Here is an 18,567-nt window from a genome sequence, read left to right on the forward strand (position 1 = left end):
CTCCTGCTTCTGGCTAGCACCAGCCGGTCGTGCGGCCAAGGCGTTTCAGAGCCGACGGTACAAATCCGATTGACAATATATGCCATCGGGTGTGTCATCGTAAACGTTTACGGAAGTCATTTACGGACTGCCGTGGGTGCCAGCCAGGAGGGGTTGGCCGGAGGAGCGCTGGATGATGCACGTCGTCCTGGTCGGGTGCGGAGCCATGAGCAAAACCTGGCTCGAGGCCATCAGCCAATCCCCTGCCGTCAAGATCGTCGGTCTCGTCGACCTCGACGCCGACAGGGCGCGCCAGCGGGCACGCGAATACGACCTCGCCGGGGTCGCGATCGGGACCGATCTCGACGTCGTTCTCTCCCAGACCAGACCCGATGCGGTGTTCGACGTGGTCGTGCCTGCCGCCCGTCGCGCCGTGGCGAATTCGGCCTTTGCCCATGGCTGTCATCTGTTGACGGAAAAGCCGCTGGCCGACAGCCCGGACAATGCGCGCGCCATCATCGACGATGCGCGGCGCGCGCGACGCGTCCATGCCGTGGTGCAGAACCGCCGCTACGTCGCCAACGTCCGGCGCATCCGGCGCTTCCTCGGCTCCGGCGCCATCGGCGCTGCGACCAGCATCCATGCCGATTTTTTCATTGCGCCGCATTTCGGCGGTTTCCGCGAAGGCATGCGCCATGTGCTGCTGCTCGACATGGCGATCCATACATTCGACGCCGCCCGCTACATGGTCGATGGCGAGCCGACCGAAGTGTATTGCCGAGAATGGGAGCCGGCCAATTCCTGGTACCGGCAGGGATCGTCGGCAAGCGCCACCTTCGAGCTCGGCCAGGGCAAGATGTTCACCTATCGCGGCAGTTGGTGCGCCGACGGTTTCCGCACCAGTTGGGAAGGCAGTTGGCGCATCGTCGGCGAACGCGGCAGCCTGACCTGGGATGGTCATGACGAGTTGAAGGCCGAAGCCGTGCTGCCGGAACGCGAAGGCCTGCTCGACAAGGTCGTGCCGGTAGCGGTGCCGCCGCTCGACCCTGCCGACCGCATCGGCGGGCATCTCGGCGTCATGGAAGATTTCGTCCGCGCCGTGGAAACCGGCACCGAGCCGGAGACGCGCGGCGCCGACAACATCAAGAGCCTGGCCATGGTTTTCGCGGCGATCGAAAGCGCCGAGACCGGGCGCCGGGTCGAAATCCCCAGGCAGGAAGGATGACCATGGCGGACCCGCTTCTCGACATCAGGATCGGCACCATGGTGCGGGCCAATCTCGAAGACCCGGCCGCCTATGTCAGGCAGATCCTGCCGCTCGGTTTCGAGAGCGTCCAGCCCTTCTTCTGGCAGACGCTGGGCGGCAAGGACCTGGGGCGGCTCGCCGGCGAGATCCGCGACGCGATCGGCGATGCCGATGTCAGCGTCAGCTCGATCGGCGTGTTCGGCAATCCACTCGAGAGCGGCGACACCGACCGCGGCGTGCTCAAGGCCTGGGAAACGGTGATCGACAGCGCGCATCTGTTCGGCACCAATCTGGTCAGCGGTTTTACCGGCCGCATCCGCGGCAAGCCGCTGACCGACAGCCTGCCGCGCTACCGCGAAGTCTGGGGCGAATTGGCCAAACGCGCGGCCGACAAGGGCGTGCGCATCGCCTTCGAGAATTGCGCCATGGATGGCAACTGGGCCGCCGGCGACTGGAACATCGCCCATAATCCGGACGCCTGGGAACTGATGTTCAACGAATTGCCGGATGAGAATCTGGGTCTGGAATGGGAGCCCTGCCATCAGTTGGTCTATCTGATCGACCCGATCCCGCAGATCCGCAAATGGGCGCATCGCATCTTCCATGTCCACGGCAAGGACGCGACGGTGCGCTGGGATGTCATACGCGAGCACGGCGTCTTCGGCCGCCTGCCCTTCGTGCAGATGCGCACGCCCGGCTTCGGCGACAGCGACTGGACGCGGGTGATCAGCGAATTGCGGCTGGCCGGATACAAGGGCGCCATCGACATCGAAGGTTGGCACGACCCGGTCTATCGCGACGATCTTGAAATGACAGGCCAGGTCCGCGCGCTGGAATACCTCCAGCAATGCAGGGGAGGCCTGAGCTACCTGCCGAACCCGACGTGAGGATTGGCCGGCGGGAGGAGCCGGACGGGATTGCCGAAGCAGATGTCGAAACCCTCGCTCGCGAGGACAAAAGGGAGGAACGTGCATGAGCATCGCCAAGAGAACGACACTTCTGCGCACGACCGTGGTGGCGACCGCCACGGCGCTCGCCGCCGCCATCTCCACCTTGCCGGCACAGGCGCTCGACGCGCAATGGTGCAAGGACGTCCACATCCGTTTCTTCGTCGGCGGCGCCGAGGGCGACGCTTTCGGCACCATTGTCTACAATGGCGCCAAGCAGGCTGCGGCCGATCTCGGACCGAAAGTGGATTACATCTTCTCAGGCTGGGACATCGAAAAAATGGTCCAGCAGCTGCGCGAGGCGGTCGCCGTCAAGCCCAACGGTATTGCCATGATGGGCCACCCCGGCGACGCCGCCATCATGCCGCTGGCCGAACAAGCGCATAAGGACGGCATCAAGATGATGTACCAGAACGTGCCGGTGCCGACGGTGGTGACGGCCTTCGGCGGCGGCTATGTCGGCGCGCAGCAGGAACAGCAGGGCCGCGCGCTCGGCGCGGAAGCCTTCAAGCTGGCCAAGCTCAAGGCCGGTGACAAGGCAATCATGATCGGCCCGTTCGAGAATGAGAGCCGCGGCGCCCGCGAGCGAGGAACCGTCTCCGCCTTGAAAGAGGCCGGCATCGATGTCGTTCAAATCAATTCCGCAACCGAATGGGCGGCCGATCCGAATCTGGCGATCCCGGTGATCACCGCCGCCTTGCTCAACAACCCCGGCGTAAAGGCCGTCGGCTACCCCGGCGGACAGATGCTCGGCAACGTCCAGACCTATATGACGGCGGCGGGCCGGAAGCCGGGCGACATCTTCAATTTCGGCTTCGACACCAGCCCGCAGATCGTCGAGGCCTTCAAGGGCGGCTGGGTGCAGCTGACCGCCGATCAGCAGCCGTTCATGCAGGGCTATCTGCCGATCCTCAGCCTCTGCCAGCAAGTGGTGCTGGGGCTGGCACCGATGAATGTCGATACCGGCGCCGGCTTCGTCACGCCTGAGAATTACAAGATCGTCGCCGAACTGGCCAAGCAGGCACTGCGCTGACCTCCCAAGCCGCCGGCCGGGGGCTCAGGCCCGGCCGGCGGGACCGCCGGCGAGGCCCGGCATGCGACAAGCAAGCGAGGACCCGATGGCCGAACGCATCATCGAACTGCGCGACATCACGAAATCCTACGGCCAGGTTTACGCGCTTGGCGGGGTCAATCTCAGCGTCGACCGCGGCGAGGTGGTCGGACTGATCGGCGACAATGGCGCCGGCAAGTCGACGCTGATCAAGATCCTCGCCGGCGCGGTCAAGCCGACCAACGGCGAGATCCTCGTTCGCGGCAAGCCGGTCACCGGCTGGAACGCGGCGCGCTCGCGCGACGCCGGCATCGAGACCGTGTTCCAGGACCGGGCGCTGGCCGTGCAGCAGACCATCGTGCGCAATATCTTCATGGGACGCGAACTCACCGGCTTCCTCGGCTGGCTGAAGGTCGGCACCGAAATCAGGGAGGCGAGCCGGCTTATGCGCGAGATCGGCTTCACTTCGAAAGTGTTCACGCCGCAGTCCGTCGTCGGCCAGCTTTCCGGCGGCGAGCGCCAGGGCGTGGCGATCGCGCGCGCCATCTACAAGCAGGCCGACCTGATCATCCTCGACGAGCCGACAACGGCTCTGTCGCTGACCGAAACCGCCAAGGTCTTCCACTTCGTGCGCCAGGTGCGGGCGAGCGGGCGCTCGATCCTGTTCATCGGCCACAACATCCACCATGTCTTCGACATCGCCGACCGTTTCGTCGTGCTCGATCGTGGCACTGTGGCGCTGCAGGCCGACAAGCGCGACATCAAGTCGGCCGACACGCTCGTCAATTTCATGGAAGACCTCGCGCATCCCGGCGGACTGCCCGGCTTGGGCGAAGCCCAGCGCGCGGAGGACACAAGGCCATGAGCAACATCGCCGAGCCCAATCGCCAGGCTCCCTCGCCCCATACCGAAATGGGCGAAGCGGCGTGGAACCACCCGTCGGATCATTTGCTGCGCGGCTTCGTTCTCGACAATCGCGCGGCGCTGGGCACGCTCGGCGTTTTCGTGGTGATGATGGTCGCCTTCACCATCGCCAATCCGACGGTGTTCACCACCTGGTTCCTCTACAGCTCGGTGCTGACCACGCTGCCGGTGGCGCTGTTCGTGGTCGTGCCGCTGGTCTTTGTCGTTACCGCCGGCGAAATCGACCTGTCGTTTCCGGCGACGATGGGTTTTGCCTCCTGGGTTTTCGCGCTGGTCGTTCAGGCCGGCTACGATCCCTTCCTCGGCATCGTCGCAGCACTCGCCACCGGCATGCTGCTCGGCTTCCTGGTCGGCGTGCTGGTCGTCTATGGCAGCCTGTCGTCGCTGATCGCCACGCTCGGCATGAACTTCCTGCTGCGCGGGCTGATCCAGATCATCAACGAAGGCAAGTCGACCGCGCTGCCGACGCTCGGGCAAAGCTGGACCTATATGATCTTCTCCAGCCAAGTTTACGGGATTCCGGTACAGATCCTGTGGGCGCTCGCCTTCGTCGTGTTCGCCGCGCTGCTCTACAACCGCCACCGCTTCGGCGCGCAGGTGAAGGTGGTCGGCGACAATCCCGACAGCGCCCAGCAGATGGGCATCGACGTCAAGCGGGTGAAGGTCAAGGTGTTCGTCTTCGTCGGCATCGGGGCCGCGATCGGCGGCACCTTCTCGACGATGATCAACTTCACCTGGTGGCCAACCGCCGGCGACGGCTATCTGTTGCCGGTGCTGGCTTCGGTGTTCGTCGGCGGCACGCCGACCTGGGGCGGCATCGGTACCGTGTTTGGCGGCGCCATCGGCGCGCTGACGGTGGCGTTCATCCAGACCGGCGTCGTCGCTGCCGGCCTCAGCGGCTTCTATGTGCAGTTCTTCAACGGGCTGATCATCATCCTGTCGCTGCTTGGCCACCGCTGGAACCAGGCGCGCTACCGCTGAAACGCTACCCAAGGCCGGCCGTTCGGCGCGACCGTCCGAGCTCAATCCGGTAGCGACAACGGCGGCCGCGCGGACGAGAACGCAGGGCCGGGGTCGTCGATTTACGTCACGCGCAATATCGATCAAACTGATGAAATGCGACGCTTTGGTGCACCCAGTGCACTTTCGCTTGATTTAGTGCACCCTATGCGTCAAATTTGGCACGATGGAACAGCCACATGCCCACTTTGAAGGTTCTCGACGGCATCACGCGTTGAAGGGTGAGTATGAAGTCCTGATCAGGATTGGCTCATGGAACGTGTTGCGTGGCCAAATGCGTCGCAAAGACCTCGATGCCGTAATCGCTTGGGCTAACTCGCATGAAGAGGAGTTGCGCAATGAATGGACCCGCCTCAATGGTTGACGATATCGTAACAGTCGGCAATCCGCTCCCCAGGATCGCCTCGGTCACCATGATTGATGGCCGCCGCGTGCGCATCACCTGGCGAGACGGCCGCTCCAATACGGTTGACCTGAATCCAGTGTTGAATAGCCATCGACACTTCATTCCGCTTCGCGACGATGACGAGCTGTTTGGAACCATGCGGGTTAACGAAGACGGCAATGCAATCGAGTGGGACGGGGGAATCGAGTTGTCAGCCGAATGGATCGATACCCTGCCCTCAATTGGTATGGAGAACCGGGAATTCCGCCATATCATGGACGATCTGCTGAAATTCTCGCTTGAGGGGATGGCGCTCCAGTTGGAAATCTCCAGGCGCCAAATTGCCAACTATAGAGGATCGACACCTATCCCCAATTCAATCGCGTTGGCTACTCGATATCTCGCCGAGAAGGCCGGTCAACGATGACCCCGTCTGGAGGCGGATAGGCTCGCTGACTGTTCCAAGCATGCGGCTGCTGGTCGCCGGCGCATCGTGGCTTTGGGTTGACGGTCGGTCTGTTACATCGAAGCGTCTGGTTTGGCCTCATCGTAACGAGGCACCATGCCTACCCCATTGGCAGCGCGGGCCAGCGGTCCACGAGCCTGTCGCCCGAAAAAACCGCGATCGATCCGAACTGCTGCAGCACCGCCTCGCTTTGCGTCGGACGCAGGAAGGCGTAGTCGCCTGACCTGGTGGTGGCATCGCCGGGCAGGCCCATGAATTGCTGGTTCGAGGAAAGGCCAAGCAGGCCATTGGTCTCCATGCCTTCGGGAAACACCGGTTCGGCCATCCATTTGCCGCCATAGAGATAGCAACCCTTGCGCGGAAACCGGCCGACCGTCTGCAGCAGGCGGGTGACCGCCGGCGGGCCTGGCAGCATCGGCTCGACCACCTTGAGGATCGGCGTGGCGATGAAGGCCGCGGACTGGAAGCCGTCGAGGCCGGGCGTGTCGAAATCCCCGGGCAGCACGAAGGCCGACCCGATCGACACTTCGTTGGCCATGCCGCCATGGTGAAGCAGTGCCGTCTTCGAGCCGCCGATGTTCAGTATTCGGCGCTGGTCCTCGCCGAGAGCCGCGATGAACGCCGCGGCCCGCTGCGACGCCTCTGCCAGCGCCTTTTTGGGACCGCCGAACAGACCGGGAATGTGCGGCGCGTGCGCCTCGTAGGCCATGACGCCTTCGCAGCGCAGCCGGGCGGGCAGCGCGTTCAATGCCTTCGACAGCGCGCGCGGTTCCGCGAACCCGCCCCGATGCAGCCCGACATCGATCTCGAAAGCGATGCGCAACCCGACGTCGAGTTCGGCGGCCAGAGCGCCGTATTCCGCCAGTCTCTCCTCGCTGTCGATCAGCCAGCAGACGCGCGACCAGTCGGCGGTACCGCTTGAAATCGCTTGCCTTGCCGCGCCGACCGGCATCGGCTTGCCGTAAAGCATGTCGGCATCGGGAAGAGCGTCGAGCACGGCCCTTGTGATCGGCGGATGAAACGTCATGAAGCGATGGGTGCCGAGCGCCTCGGCGATATGCGAAAGCAGCGGCAGGCAAGCAAGCGACTTGTCGACCAGCCGCACGGCAAGGCCGGGCGCCAGTCTCTGCTTCACCAGGTCGATGTTGCGGTCCAGCCGGTCGCGGTCGAGCACGAGACAAGGCTGAAAGACGCCGGCCGCCCTCAACGCATCCGACAGCGTGGTGAAATAGCCGCTCATTGGCCGATGCCGAACAGGCCGGCCATGTAGGGCGAGACGAAACGGTTCTCGGGATCGATGTCTCGCCGAACAGCCATCGCATCATCCCAGCGCGGATAGAGCTTTTTGAAATCCGCCGCCTTCAGGCTGTGCATCTTGCCCCAATGCGGCCGGCCGCCATGCCTGCGAAAGATCGGCTCGGCCGCCCGCATGAAGGGCTCAGGGTCGTTGGCGGCATCGTGGTGAATGGCGATCGAGCAGGTCAGACGCTTGTAGAAGGGCGAAAGCCAGAACATGTCGGGTGCCACCGAGCGCACCTCCATCGGAAAATAGACTTCCGGAAAGTGCTTCTCGGTCAGCTCGATGATCTGCGTGATCACCTTCGGCCCGTCCTCGAAAGGCAGATGATACTCCATCTCGTTGAACTTGGTCTGGCGGTCGCTGGCATAGACGTTGAGCCAGTCCTGCACATAATCCTCGGCCGGCACCTTCTTCACGGCGCCGCGGATCAAAGAGCGGCGCAGCCACGGCAGCCGGCGCAGCCCCCGGCTCAGCTTGCGTAGTGTCGCCAGGCCGGCCTCGTCGTCGTCGGTCGGCCTGGTGGTCGGGTTCGCGTCGCTGAGGTCGCTGGCGATGAACTGCGCGTAGCCGGAAAACGGAATGTAGTAGAATTCGGCCGACCGGTGCGCGGCCATCATCATCTCGAAATCGCGCAGCATGTCGGCGATCGGCAGCACCCATTTGCGGCGGCGCAGCCGGTAGGTCGCGATGTTGTTCAGCGTGACTTCGGTCAAGATGCCGAAGGCGCCGAGCGCAACGCCCATCGCATGGATCATGTCCTGGTCGCGGGTCCGATCGAATTCGCGCAACTCGCCCCGCCCGTCCACGATCTGCACCGTCTCCAACCGGGTGTGGTAAGCGCCCAGCGTCAGCCCGGAACCATGGGTGGCGGTGCCCAGCGCGCCGCCGATCGCCTGACGGTCGATGTCGCCCATATTGGGCAGGCCCTGGCCCAGGCCTTGCAGTATGTGCATCAGCGGGCCGAGCCGCGTCCCTGCCCGCACCCGCGCGCGATGGCTTTGTACATCGTGCGAGACCAGCCCCTCGATCTTCTCCAGGGAAACGATCGAGCCTTGCGATGCCACCAGCGGCGTGAAGGAGTGGCCAGCACCCGCCACGCGCAGCGGCCCAGGTGCCGTGCGCACCAGATCGGCAAGCTCGCCGGCGTCGGTTGGAGTGGCGACCAGCTTCGGCTCGGCGCGCACGAAGCCCGACCAGTTGCTCCAGTTCCGCGCGGTGATCGTCGACATCTAGCCGTCCCGTCAGACGCGCCGACGGCGCATAGTGGCCACGAACAGGCCAAGCAGGGCCACGCTGGCAAACGCGCTTGCCGCGGCGAATTCCGGCACGGGCCGGAAATCCTTGCCGTCGATGAGCAGCGACGCCGCGACCGGCCCGATCGCCAGGCCGAAGAGCTGTGCAGCCGGCACCAGCAGCACGGCGGTACGCGTCTCGTCGGCCGTGATCGCCAGCCGGATCTGATAGGGTACGATGAACAACAGGATGAAGCCCATGACCAAGGCGGCGATCCAGAATGTCGTCAGGCCAGGTGCGCTGGCAAGAACAAGGGAGGAGACCAGCGCGACGGCACCGATGGCCGTAATGGCAATGCGGTAATCGATGCGCGCCTCGAACACGGTCGCCGTCATCGCGCCCAGGACCTGCGTCGCCAGGCTGGCCGAGACGATCAGACCGACGGTCCAGCTATCAATCCCATACTGCGCACCGAGCGGTTCCAGGAAGGCCCAGATCGCGCCGAAGAACATGAAGTAGCAGAAGACCGACAATAGCGCGGTGATCGACGGAACCGTCAGCACATTGGCCAGGTTCTCCTCTTTCGGCAGGTCGGCGTAGTCACCGGGTACGGTGAAAGCGGCCGCCAGCGAAACGACGCAGACGACGGCAAGCACGATGAAGCCGCCGGACGACCCCGCCTCGGGAATGACATAGAGTGCCAAAAGCAGAGCGAGCGCACATTGCGCCAGGGTCTGCAGCGTCACGAAATAGCCGCCGATGCGCTCCGCCCGTCGCGAACGGGCGATCAGTTCGGTGGTGATCGCGACCAGACCACCTTCAGCCAGCCCGGCGATGGCGCGGGCGGCGATCAACGCATTGGCGCTTGCGGCATGGGCGGTCCATACATTCGCCAGGGCCAGCAGGATCAAAAGGACGGCGCTTTTCCAGCGCATGTTGCGCGCGGAAAGCAGCATCGCCACCACGGCTGAACCGATGGCGATCGCGATCATCTCCGCCGTGGCGACCAGCGCCAGTTCATCGCCGCTGACATGGCCCTCGGTGTAGAGCGCGCCAAGCAGCACGGGCTGAAGCCCGAGGATCAGCAGCCCGACCGAGCCGATCCATAATGCGGAGCCGAGCTCGACGCCGGTCGGGTTGCCGACCAGCCAATCGCCATTTTCCGCTTGTACGGCTTGCGTCGCAGTCACGAGGCGCCTCCCAACGTCCTTGCAGTGCGATAAAAAAGCTGACAACTTGTCAGCATTACGAAACTGATACTTGATCATGTTTCTTGTCAACCGGGAATTTTGAAGCTCTCGCGAGAGATTGGGCGCATGGCGGAAGCAAGGCGGATGGCGACGGCGCCGAGGCGCAGGCCCAAGCAGGAGCGGAGCCGCGAACGCATCGACGCGATCCTTTCGACGACCATGCGGCTGATCGGCGAAAAAGGCATCGACGCGGTGACGATGAAGGAAGTGGGCGCACTGGCGGGCGGACCGATCGCCACCGTCTACCATTATTTCCCCAACAAATCGGCGATCCTGGCGATGCTCTATGAGCGCTTCTCGGAGGAAAGCCGCGCACGCTTCGGCGAGATCATCGCCGAAATAAGTGGGCTTGAGGACGTGACGGCTGCCGCGGACCGCATGATCGAGGACTATTACCGGCGCGTGGCCGACGACCCGGCCATCCAGGATCTGCAGAACGCGATACAGGCTGACAAGGCGCTGCAGAACCTCGACATTGCTGAGACAAGGCACCAGGCCAAGATGTTCTGCGACCACGTCGCTCCGATGCTGCGGCCCGACCGGCGCGAAGACTTCGCGCGCGTGGTGTTCCTGATCTTCCAGCTTGCCGGCGGCGTCGTGCGGCTAGCGCTGACGCAGGACGAGAAGGAAGGCCGCCGCACGATCGACGACTACAGGTCCATCATCCATACGCAGCTGAGATTGTTTCTGTAGTTTTCGGCGGCGGCTTTCGCGCCCCTCTCCCGTGACATCGACACGTCTTGCGTATCGAAGTATCGGGCGGCAGGATCTCTGACCGATAGCGGCAGAGCACCCCTCCGCGCCTTGTTTTGCCGTCGATTGCGGGAGGAACCGGCGCATTTCGCATGAAAGGCCAGCGGCAACTGGCACGTTCTGCGAGCGGGCTTTCGCGGAAAACAAAATTTCGCGCCGCTGCCCGCTCGCGCGCGCCTTGACTCTCGCCAGCCAGCAGCCTATTTCACCGCCACGTTAGCACTCGCCCTGGGTGAGTGCTAACCACAGGTCCGGTACCGCCGGGCTTTGTAGATTGTCCGGCTTCGCCGGACGGAGGAACTGTTTCTCACCGTTCTCATCGAGGAAGAAAACATGGCAAAGTCGAAGTTCCGCCCGCTTCATGACCGCGTGGTCGTACGCCGGGTCGAATCCGAATCCAAGACCGCCGGCGGGATCATCATCCCCGACACGGCGAAGGAAAAGCCGCAGGAAGGCGAGATCATCGCCGTCGGCTCCGGCGCCCGCGACGAAGCTGGCAAGCTCGTGCCCCTGGACGTCAAGGCTGGCGACCGCATCCTGTTCGGCAAGTGGTCGGGCACCGAAGTCAAGCTCAATGGCGAAGACCTTCTGATCATGAAGGAATCCGACATTATGGGCATCATCGGCTGAATATCGGCCTTTCCATCAACTGAATCTTGAATCTTCGGGCTCGATCCGAGCCCCTGCCAGGAGTTGAACATGGCTGCCAAAGACGTAAAATTCTCCCGCGACGCCCGTGAGCGCATGCTGCGCGGCGTCAACATCCTCGCCGACGCGGTGAAGGTCACGCTCGGCCCCAAGGGCCGCAACGTCGTCATCGACAAGTCGTTCGGCGCACCGCGCATCACCAAGGACGGCGTCACCGTCGCCAAGGAAATCGAACTTGAGGACAAGTTCGAGAACATGGGCGCGCAGATGGTGCGCGAAGTGGCTTCGAAGACCAACGACATCGCCGGCGACGGCACCACGACCGCGACCGTTCTGGCGCAGTCGATCGTCCAGGAAGGCCACAAGGCGGTTGCCGCCGGCATGAACCCGATGGACCTGAAGCGCGGCATCGACCTGGCCGTGACCGAAGTGGTCGCAGCTCTCGGCAAGGCCGCCAAGAAGATCAAGACCTCCGAGGAAGTCGCCCAGGTCGGCACCATCTCGGCCAATGGCGACGAGTCGGTCGGCAAGATGATCGCGGAAGCGATGCAGAAGGTCGGCAACGAAGGCGTCATCACCGTCGAGGAAGCCAAGACCGCCGAGACCGAGCTGGAAGTCGTCGAAGGCATGCAGTTCGACCGCGGCTATCTCTCGCCCTACTTCGTCACCAACCCCGATAAGATGGTTGCCGATCTCGAGGACGCCTACATCCTGCTCCACGAGAAGAAGCTCTCCAATCTGCAGGCCATGCTGCCGGTCCTGGAAGCGGTCGTGCAGACCTCCAAGCCGCTGCTCATCATCTCGGAAGACGTCGAAGGCGAGGCCTTGGCCACGCTGGTCGTCAACAAGCTGCGCGGTGGCCTGAAGATCGCTGCCGTCAAGGCTCCGGGCTTCGGTGATCGCCGCAAGGCCATGCTGGAAGACATCGCCATCCTCACCGGTGGCCAGGTCATCTCCGAAGACCTCGGCATCAAGCTCGAGAATGTCGGCCTCAACATGCTCGGCCGCGCCAAGAAGGTGTCGATCTCGAAGGAGAACACCACCATCGTCGACGGCGCCGGCAAGAAGGCCGAGATCCAGGGCCGCGTTGCCCAGATCAAGCAGCAGATCGAGGAGACCACCTCGGACTACGACAAGGAGAAGCTGCAGGAGCGTCTGGCCAAGCTCGCCGGCGGTGTTGCCGTTATCCGCGTCGGCGGTGCGACCGAAGTGGAGGTGAAGGAAAAGAAGGACCGCGTCGATGACGCCCTCAACGCGACCCGCGCGGCCGTAGAAGAAGGCATCGTTGCCGGCGGTGGCGTGGCCCTGCTGCGCGCTTCGGGCAACCTCAAGGCCACCGGCGTCAACTCCGACCAGGCCGCCGGCATCAACATCGTTCGCCGCGCACTGCAGGCCCCGGCCCGTCAGATCGCTGCCAACGCCGGTGCGGAAGCATCGATCGTTGCTGGCAAGATCCTCGAGAACAAGGGCGCGACCTTCGGCTACAACGCCCAGACCGGCGAATATGGCGACATGATCGCCATGGGTATCGTCGATCCGGTCAAGGTCGTGCGTACGGCTCTCCAGGACGCGGCCTCGGTCGCCGGCCTGCTGGTCACCACCGAAGCCATGATCGCGGAGGCTCCGAAGAAGGAGTCGGCTGGCGGCGGCATGCCTGGCGGCATGGGCGGCGGCGGCATGGGCGGTATGGGCGGCATGGACTTCTAATCCAGCCATCTGCTTTATGCATGCGGAAAGGGCGGCAGCGATGCCGCCCTTTTCTTTGCACATTCAGGCTTTGCTTCAGCGTAGTCGGTTGGAACCAGCGTCAGACAGCAGTGCTCTCCGCTTGCCGCGTCGCCTTGCCGGCGAGGACTGCCTGCTCGATCAGGGTAGCCACCTCATCGGCCACGACGTTGATCGATGAGCGATCGCGGGTGGCGCGGGCAATCACCATCAGGCCTTCCAGCGAGGACTCGACCAACAGCGCCAGCGCCCGTGCGCGGCGCTCGACCACCCCTGCCCTGACAAACGCCTGGCGCAGCAGGCCGATCCACTGCTCGAAAGCGGAGCGGCAGATTTCCTCCAAGTCCGGCACGTCGTTCGGCGCATCGAGCACGACCGGCGCGATCGGGCAGCCGAGCGAGAATTCGTTGTCCTCCAGCATGCGAGCGACCGACTGGTAAATGTGGTGAACGGCAACCGCCGGATCGCTTTCCGCCGCCAGCTCGGCGCCAAGCCTCTCAGTCACCTCGGCCACGCTGGCGCGCGTCACTTCGACGACCAGCTGATCCTTGCCACCGGGAAAGTGGAAATAGAGCGAGCCGCGCGGGGCGCCGCTGGCGCTCAGTATGTCATTGAGCGAAGTGCCGTGATAGCCGCGCCGCCTGAGCAGCAATCCGGTCGTTTCGAGTATGCGGGCTCTCGTATCGTTGGCCATGTCAACCTCTGTCAGGAGAGGGTCACTATAAGCCTTGCCATGAATATGACAACCGGTCTATATAATATGTAGATCAGTCTATATATTAAAGGAAGCCGAAATGCGCAGCTATCGTCTTGAAGGTTTGGGCGGAACCGAATGTCTGGTGATGCGGGAAGAGGTGCGGCCGGAGCCAAGGCCCCAGGAGATCGTGGTGCGGGTGCGCGCCACCTCGTTCAACCGACGCGATACGATGATCCTCAATGGCACCTACCCCTTGACACCGCGCCGCGGGATCGTTCCGCTCAGCGACGGCGCCGGCGAGGTCGTCGCCATCGGCGATGATGTCACACGCTTTGCCGTCGGCGACCGTGTCACCGGCAGCTATTTCGCCCGCTGGATCGATGGCCGCATCAATGCCGGACTGATCGACCAGCTCGGCTGCACGCTGGATGGCATGCTCGGCGAGTACGCCGTGCTTGACGAGCAATGGGCGGTGCGACTTCCCGAGCATCTCGACTGGCGCGAGGCGGCAACGCTGAGCTGCGCCGGCCTGACAGCCTGGAACGCACTGACCGGGGCGGAGATTCCCAAGCCTGGCCAATGGGTTCTGGTCATAGGCTCGGGCGGCGTCTCGCTGTTCGCGTTGCAGTTCGCCAAGCTGCTCGGCTGCCGCGTCGTCGCCGTCACCTCTCGCGCCGAGAAGGTCGGCAAGCTGCGGGCGATGGGGGCCGACCTCGTCGTGTCCTCGACCGACATGCCGGAATGGGGGGCGATGGTGCGTGGCGAAACCGGCGGTATCGACCTTACCGTCGAAACCGGCGGCCCGCCGACCTTCGCGCAGTCGCAGCCCGCGACGCCTACCGCTATTTCCAGCAATGCGACGTGTTCGGGAAGGTCGTCATCGACGGAGCCTGATCTTTCATATCGATCGAACCAGAAGGGAGAACAGCAATGACAATTCGTGAAGCTTCGGCCGAGTGGCAAGGCACGCTGAGGGAAGGTTCAGGCCGGCTGTGGCTCGGCAGTGGTGTGTTCGAAGGCGCCTATTCCTTTCCGTCGCGTTTCGAGAACGGCCCCGGCACCAACCCGGAAGAACTGATTGCGGCCGCGCATGCCGGCTGCTTCTCGATGGCGCTGACCTTCATCCTTGGCCAGGGAGGTCATATTCCCCGGGACATCCGCACCATCGCCAGGGTGCACCTCGGAGCGACGGAGGCCGGGCCGACCATCACCCGCATCGACCTTGAAACGGCGGTGGACGTCGCGGGGCTCGCCGAAGACCAGTTCGAGCACCTTGCCCAGTCCGCCAAGGCGAGCTGTCTCGTTTCGCGCGCGCTGGCCGGCGTGGCCCAGATCAACCTCAAGGCGACCCTCGTGGGTACCGCCGCGCAACAATGAATCAGGAGAAGCACGAGATGAGCAGCATCATGGACAGCCATCCAGAGTCGCGGCGGACAGCCGAGATCATGCGGCGCTTCAACGATGTGTTCCAGTTGCACGAACCGTCGGCGCTCGCCGAGCTGGTGGGCGAGGACTGCGTGATTGAAAACACCGTGCCGGCACCGGACGGTGCGCGCCATGCCGGCAAGGCGGCCTGCGTCGGGCTATGGACGGCGATCGCGACCCAGCCCGGCACGCGCTTCGACATCGAGGAGACCTTCGTCGCCGGCGAGCGGGCGACGATCCGCTGGCGCTACTGGATGGCGGACGGCAATTCGCTGCGCGGCGTCAATCTGATGCGCGTCGAGGGCGGGCGGATCGTCGAGGCGATGGGCTACGTCAAGGGATAGGCCGGCTTCACCATATGAGTTACTCCTAATACACATCGGTTTGTGCTAGGAATAGAGTCCGACCGCCATTCGACGATCGAGAAAGACCATAGGGAGGACTAATGTCATGAACATCAGAACCGCCTGCTTTGGAGCACTCGCGTTGACCGTTCTCAGCGGCACGGCACTTGCCGGAGCGCTCGACTCGCCCAAGATGATGGAACCGTTCTTCACCGATGCGAGCATGAAGACGATGAAATCCGACGCCGAGATGAAAGCCGCCTGGGCAAAAATGTCCAAGGACGACCAAGCCATGATGATGAAGGAATGTCAGGATGCGGCGATGAGCAAGCCGTATGCCCCGTTCTGCGAAAAATTGAAGGCGCTCGGCGGCGCGAACAAATGATTGCCGGCTAGTCCGGAGTTGAAGAACAAAAGAAGGCGGGCCAAGGCTCGCCTTCTCATTGTTCGGCATCGATTTCGTGCCAAGGCGAGGCGAACGAATTCTACCTGTCCGCCAGCGCAAGCTTGGCGCCGAGCATGACGAAAGCGCCGGCGAACGTGCGGCGCATCCAGGTCAGCACCCTCGGCCGCGACGCGACATGGCTGCGGATCGAGGCGGCGAAGATGCCATAGCCGACGAAGATGACGAAGGTCAAAAGCATGAAGACGCTGCTCAGTTCCAGCATCTTCGACAGCGCGTGCGGCTCGGTCGTGCTGACGAACTGCGGCAGGAAGGCAAAGAAGAAGATCGACAGCTTCGGGTTGAGCACATTGACGAGGATGCCTCTCGCAATCACCTTGCCGGTGGAGCGCGGCGCGACATTGTCCTCGACGTTCAGACCACCCCTCTCCTTCAGCGTGTTCCAGGCCATGTAAAGGAGGTAGGCGACGCCCAGATATTTCAGCGTCTCGAAGGCGACCGCGCTGGTGTGCAGGAGCGCGGCGAGGCCGGTGATGGCGGCAGCCATATGCGGGATGATGCCGAGCGTGCAGCCGAAAGCGGCGACGATGGAGGCGCGGGCGCCGCGGGAAAGCCCGGCGCTCAGCGTGTAGAGGACGCCGGTGCCGGGCGAAGCCACCACGATCAGCGACGTCAACAAGAATTCGATGCTCACGATTTGGTTCTCCGCTGTGCTGCCCGGCGGGCAGCGTAGCAGCGAAATCCCCGCGCACAAGCCGCGGCGCCGTCAGATCAGAGGACAGGCAGCCCATGCGCCCGACGCGCCATCAGGCAATCCTCGTCGCCGGGCATGCAGGCGCGGCAGACATCCGGGCGCAACTCGTAGATGCCGCAAGCGGTTGCCTTGCCCACTGCGCCACAGAGAGCCGAACAGCGCGGGCCCTCGCAACGCATACCCGATAGATCGGCCGCGACATACTTGTCCGGGATACGGTCGAGCTGCGCGTCGTCCTCGGTGGAAAAGCGCGGCCACTCGGCCGAGTAGGAGCAACAGGCGCCGCAGCTCTGGCAATCAAATGCCGGGACGGTGCCTCGTTGGGGCGATGAAAGGCTTGCCACGGTCACCAACGAGAACGGTCCCTGCACAGCAGATTGCGGTCGGCGTCTTGCGGCAAGGCGCTATTTCTTCTTGCCTGCCTTGCGCGACGGCGCCTCGGTCGGCGACTTGAATAGATCGGTCGCGGCCTCGACAGCTACATCGGCCTTCGGCGCGGCACCCGGCTTGACCGGCTTTGCAGCGGCGGCGGGCGCCGGCGGGTGATCCTTGGCGGAGAATTTTATAGCCATCTCAGTCCTCGTCGGCGAAGCGCGATGGTGCGCGCGGACTGCGCAAACGGCCGATCAGGGCCGAAACCGCCGTTATGTTCATTTCCTCAGGCGACCAGTTCCTCGCCTCCGCGATGTGATGCGGCGCCAGTTCGCGATGCGTGCTGCCGCTGTAGGCGGCGTCCTGATGGGTCACCGGCTCGCGGGTCTTGGCGTCTTGGCGGACATATTCGATCAAATAGTTCGGGCACTCGGCGCGGCCCCGCACGCCGACGCGCACCTGTGCATCGCCATGGACGCGCTTGCAGCGTTCGAGTTTTTCCAGCACACGCCGGACATATTCGACTGGCTTGTCCAATGTTTCGACCATATCGGCGATGGTCGCATCAGCGGCGATTGGTGTCGCCGGCACACGCTTCGTCGCCATCAGCGTCTTCCGGCCCGTTTCGGCAACGCCGCCTGTGCGGCCGCCGCAGCCATTTCATCTGCCTCTTTTTCCAGGCGCAGTTCGCGCAAACGCGCGGTCTTGGCTTCACGCGCCTGGGTGAGGGCATCGCGTTCGGAAATGATGCGGTTGAGCGACATCGACTGGGTTTGCGTCTTGCTGAACAAGGGCACTGCCTGATCAGCAGCTGTTTTCGAATTGGCGGTCAAAATCTTTCTCCTGTCAGGAGTCTCGTGCCGATAGGGCAAGACCGGTCTTCAGTCAGGACCCACGCACAAAAGCATTGGGGCGGCGGATTCAACTTGCTGGAGCGTCCCTTAGCACGTTCAGGCCGACGCGCAGCGCATTTTCGGCGGCGAGACCCACAAAGTGAAAAAGGCCAGGCACCGCCTGACCTTCCATGAGAGCGTCGCGCATCCAGTGGATGCACAGGACGCTCCGGCACGCAGCGTGCGAAAACTCAGGTTTCCGCCGCCATGCGCCCGAATTCGCCATTCACCAGTGCCAGTACATCCGTGGTCACCGGGAAGGCTGAATCCTTTTTCAGGCCGCCTTCAACTGGTCGGCCGACATCTTGCCGGACTTGTTGTCGCGGACCATCTCGTAGCCGAGCTTCTGGCCCTCGACGATGTCACGCATGCCGGCGCGCTCTACGGCCGAGATGTGGACGAAAACGTCGGCAGAGCCGTCGTCAGGCTGAATAAAACCAAAACCTTTGGTGGCGTTGAACCATTTAACTGTGCCGGTGCTCATGACGAACCCTTTCCATGGCAAATACTCGTTCGCCGTCATGCGGATGCACAACGTCGTTTGTCTCGATTTTTGATGTGGGAAGTTCGTCAAAGGCGCGCTGCAAAGCGCGGATAACAAAAGTCAGTCAACAAATATCGACAAAGGTCTTGTAAGCTATTTAAACGGCCATGTCAATTCTTGGCTCACCCGCCTGTCGTAAGCACATGAGTTGTCCGGATTAGGTAGCACGTGAGTTGTCCGGTTTTATCGCCAGCGGATGGAGGCTGGG

23 protein-coding genes are annotated in these 18,567 nt (G+C 63.3%); 13 read left to right on the forward strand and 10 right to left on the reverse strand.

What is annotated here, in order from left to right; genetic code table 11:
* Positions 1 to 172: 172 nt before the first annotated feature.
* The 6 genes from FJ979_RS22620 to FJ979_RS22650 all read left to right on the forward strand — a co-directional run bounded on the left by FJ979_RS22620 (position 173) and on the right by FJ979_RS22650 (position 5,979).
* Positions 173 to 1,204 carry a Gfo/Idh/MocA family oxidoreductase gene (locus FJ979_RS22620; RefSeq protein ID WP_140583806.1) on the forward strand — a complete coding sequence of 344 codons (1,032 nt, stop codon included), beginning with the start codon at positions 173 to 175 and terminating at the stop codon, positions 1,202 to 1,204.
* 2 nt (positions 1,205 to 1,206) lie between these two features.
* A complete protein-coding gene (locus FJ979_RS22625; protein WP_181168494.1) occupies positions 1,207 to 2,112 on the forward strand; it encodes a sugar phosphate isomerase/epimerase in 906 nt (301 codons plus the stop codon).
* 85 nt (positions 2,113 to 2,197) lie between these two features.
* A complete protein-coding gene (locus FJ979_RS22630; protein ID WP_140565111.1) occupies positions 2,198 to 3,205 on the forward strand; it encodes a substrate-binding domain-containing protein in 1,008 nt (335 codons plus the stop codon).
* A gap of 85 nt (positions 3,206 to 3,290) precedes the next feature.
* Complete coding sequence (locus FJ979_RS22635) at positions 3,291 to 4,088, forward strand: ATP-binding cassette domain-containing protein (RefSeq protein ID WP_140560600.1); 798 nt, start codon at positions 3,291 to 3,293, stop codon at positions 4,086 to 4,088.
* Complete coding sequence (locus FJ979_RS22640; RefSeq protein WP_140583809.1) at positions 4,085 to 5,128, forward strand: ABC transporter permease; 1,044 nt, start codon at positions 4,085 to 4,087, stop codon at positions 5,126 to 5,128. Before FJ979_RS22635 ends, FJ979_RS22640 begins: the two co-directional genes overlap by 4 nt.
* Positions 5,129 to 5,523: 395 nt before the next feature.
* A complete protein-coding gene (locus FJ979_RS22650; RefSeq protein ID WP_181165127.1) occupies positions 5,524 to 5,979 on the forward strand; it encodes a DUF2442 domain-containing protein in 456 nt (151 codons plus the stop codon).
* 139 nt (positions 5,980 to 6,118) lie between these two features.
* On the opposite strand, the gene FJ979_RS22655 is transcribed toward FJ979_RS22650, so the two are convergent.
* The 3 genes from FJ979_RS22655 to FJ979_RS22665 are packed head-to-tail and all read right to left on the reverse strand — an operon-like array spanning position 6,119 to position 9,741.
* Entirely contained in the window at positions 6,119 to 7,258 is a 1,140-nt protein-coding gene (locus FJ979_RS22655) for a DSD1 family PLP-dependent enzyme (protein ID WP_140583813.1), read from the reverse strand.
* The gene (locus tag FJ979_RS22660) at positions 7,255 to 8,547 is read right to left on the reverse strand and encodes a D-arabinono-1,4-lactone oxidase (protein WP_140583815.1); all 1,293 of its coding nucleotides are present in this window, start codon (positions 8,545 to 8,547) and stop codon (positions 7,255 to 7,257) included. The genes FJ979_RS22655 and FJ979_RS22660 overlap by 4 nt, the downstream gene beginning before the upstream one ends.
* 12 nt (positions 8,548 to 8,559) lie before the next feature.
* Positions 8,560 to 9,741 carry an MFS transporter gene (locus FJ979_RS22665; protein ID WP_140583816.1) on the reverse strand — a complete coding sequence of 394 codons (1,182 nt, stop codon included), beginning with the start codon at positions 9,739 to 9,741 and terminating at the stop codon, positions 8,560 to 8,562.
* A gap of 126 nt (positions 9,742 to 9,867) precedes the next feature.
* Here FJ979_RS22665 and FJ979_RS22670 point away from each other — a divergent pair, with 126 nt between their 5' ends.
* The 3 genes from FJ979_RS22670 to groL all read left to right on the forward strand — a co-directional run bounded on the left by FJ979_RS22670 (position 9,868) and on the right by groL (position 12,909).
* Positions 9,868 to 10,494: a TetR/AcrR family transcriptional regulator gene (locus tag FJ979_RS22670; RefSeq protein WP_181165128.1), complete on the forward strand. Its 627-nt coding sequence runs from the start codon at positions 9,868 to 9,870 to the stop codon at positions 10,492 to 10,494.
* Positions 10,495 to 10,887: 393 nt separating this feature from the next.
* Entirely contained in the window at positions 10,888 to 11,184 is a 297-nt protein-coding gene (gene groES / locus FJ979_RS22675; protein ID WP_006203049.1) for a co-chaperone GroES, read from the forward strand.
* A 69-nt stretch (positions 11,185 to 11,253) separates the two neighbouring features.
* On the forward strand, positions 11,254 to 12,909 hold the full coding sequence (groL, locus tag FJ979_RS22680; RefSeq protein ID WP_140494274.1) for a chaperonin GroEL: 1,656 nt from the start codon (positions 11,254 to 11,256) through the stop codon (positions 12,907 to 12,909).
* A gap of 100 nt (positions 12,910 to 13,009) precedes the next feature.
* Here the strand turns inward: groL and FJ979_RS22685 are convergent, their stop codons facing one another.
* On the reverse strand, positions 13,010 to 13,621 hold the full coding sequence (locus FJ979_RS22685) for a TetR/AcrR family transcriptional regulator (RefSeq protein WP_140494276.1): 612 nt from the start codon (positions 13,619 to 13,621) through the stop codon (positions 13,010 to 13,012).
* A gap of 100 nt (positions 13,622 to 13,721) precedes the next feature.
* Between FJ979_RS22685 and FJ979_RS22690 the strand changes: the two genes are divergently transcribed.
* The 4 genes from FJ979_RS22690 (at position 13,722) to FJ979_RS22705 (ending at position 15,778) form a co-directional block, all read left to right on the forward strand.
* Entirely contained in the window at positions 13,722 to 14,558 is an 837-nt protein-coding gene (locus tag FJ979_RS22690; RefSeq protein ID WP_246678982.1) for an NAD(P)-dependent alcohol dehydrogenase, read from the forward strand.
* Positions 14,555 to 15,001: an OsmC family protein gene (locus tag FJ979_RS22695; RefSeq protein ID WP_140583818.1), complete on the forward strand. Its 447-nt coding sequence runs from the start codon at positions 14,555 to 14,557 to the stop codon at positions 14,999 to 15,001. Before FJ979_RS22690 ends, FJ979_RS22695 begins: the two co-directional genes overlap by 4 nt.
* Positions 15,002 to 15,018: 17 nt before the next feature.
* Positions 15,019 to 15,393 (forward strand): nuclear transport factor 2 family protein, encoded by a 375-nt coding sequence (locus tag FJ979_RS22700; protein WP_140583819.1) that lies wholly within the window; start codon positions 15,019 to 15,021, stop codon positions 15,391 to 15,393.
* Positions 15,394 to 15,499: 106 nt separating this feature from the next.
* Positions 15,500 to 15,778, forward strand: coding sequence for a hypothetical protein (locus FJ979_RS22705; RefSeq protein WP_140494284.1), 279 nt, complete (start codon positions 15,500 to 15,502; stop codon positions 15,776 to 15,778).
* Between the two features lie 100 nt (positions 15,779 to 15,878).
* Here FJ979_RS22705 and FJ979_RS22710 read toward each other — a convergent pair whose 3' ends face one another.
* The 6 genes from FJ979_RS22710 to FJ979_RS22730 form a co-directional block, all read right to left on the reverse strand.
* Positions 15,879 to 16,490 carry a LysE family translocator gene (locus FJ979_RS22710; protein WP_140494286.1) on the reverse strand — a complete coding sequence of 204 codons (612 nt, stop codon included), beginning with the start codon at positions 16,488 to 16,490 and terminating at the stop codon, positions 15,879 to 15,881.
* Positions 16,491 to 16,567: 77 nt separating this feature from the next.
* Positions 16,568 to 16,894 (reverse strand): YkgJ family cysteine cluster protein, encoded by a 327-nt coding sequence (locus tag FJ979_RS22715; protein ID WP_140583833.1) that lies wholly within the window; start codon positions 16,892 to 16,894, stop codon positions 16,568 to 16,570.
* A gap of 60 nt (positions 16,895 to 16,954) precedes the next feature.
* Positions 16,955 to 17,122, reverse strand: a complete 168-nt coding sequence (locus FJ979_RS32670; protein ID WP_181165129.1) for a hypothetical protein — start codon at positions 17,120 to 17,122, stop codon at positions 16,955 to 16,957.
* 1 nt (position 17,123) lies between these two features.
* Positions 17,124 to 17,528, reverse strand: coding sequence for a hypothetical protein (locus tag FJ979_RS22720; RefSeq protein WP_140494290.1), 405 nt, complete (start codon positions 17,526 to 17,528; stop codon positions 17,124 to 17,126).
* Positions 17,528 to 17,755, reverse strand: a complete 228-nt coding sequence (locus FJ979_RS22725; protein ID WP_140515521.1) for a hypothetical protein — start codon at positions 17,753 to 17,755, stop codon at positions 17,528 to 17,530. Before FJ979_RS22725 ends, FJ979_RS22720 begins: the two co-directional genes overlap by 1 nt.
* A 334-nt stretch (positions 17,756 to 18,089) precedes the next feature.
* On the reverse strand, positions 18,090 to 18,299 hold the full coding sequence (locus FJ979_RS22730) for a cold-shock protein (RefSeq protein WP_010915421.1): 210 nt from the start codon (positions 18,297 to 18,299) through the stop codon (positions 18,090 to 18,092).
* Positions 18,300 to 18,567: the final 268 nt, after the last annotated feature.

It is taken from the genome of Mesorhizobium sp. B1-1-6, from assembly GCF_006443035.1.
Taxonomy (GTDB): Bacteria; Pseudomonadota; Alphaproteobacteria; order Rhizobiales; family Rhizobiaceae; genus Mesorhizobium.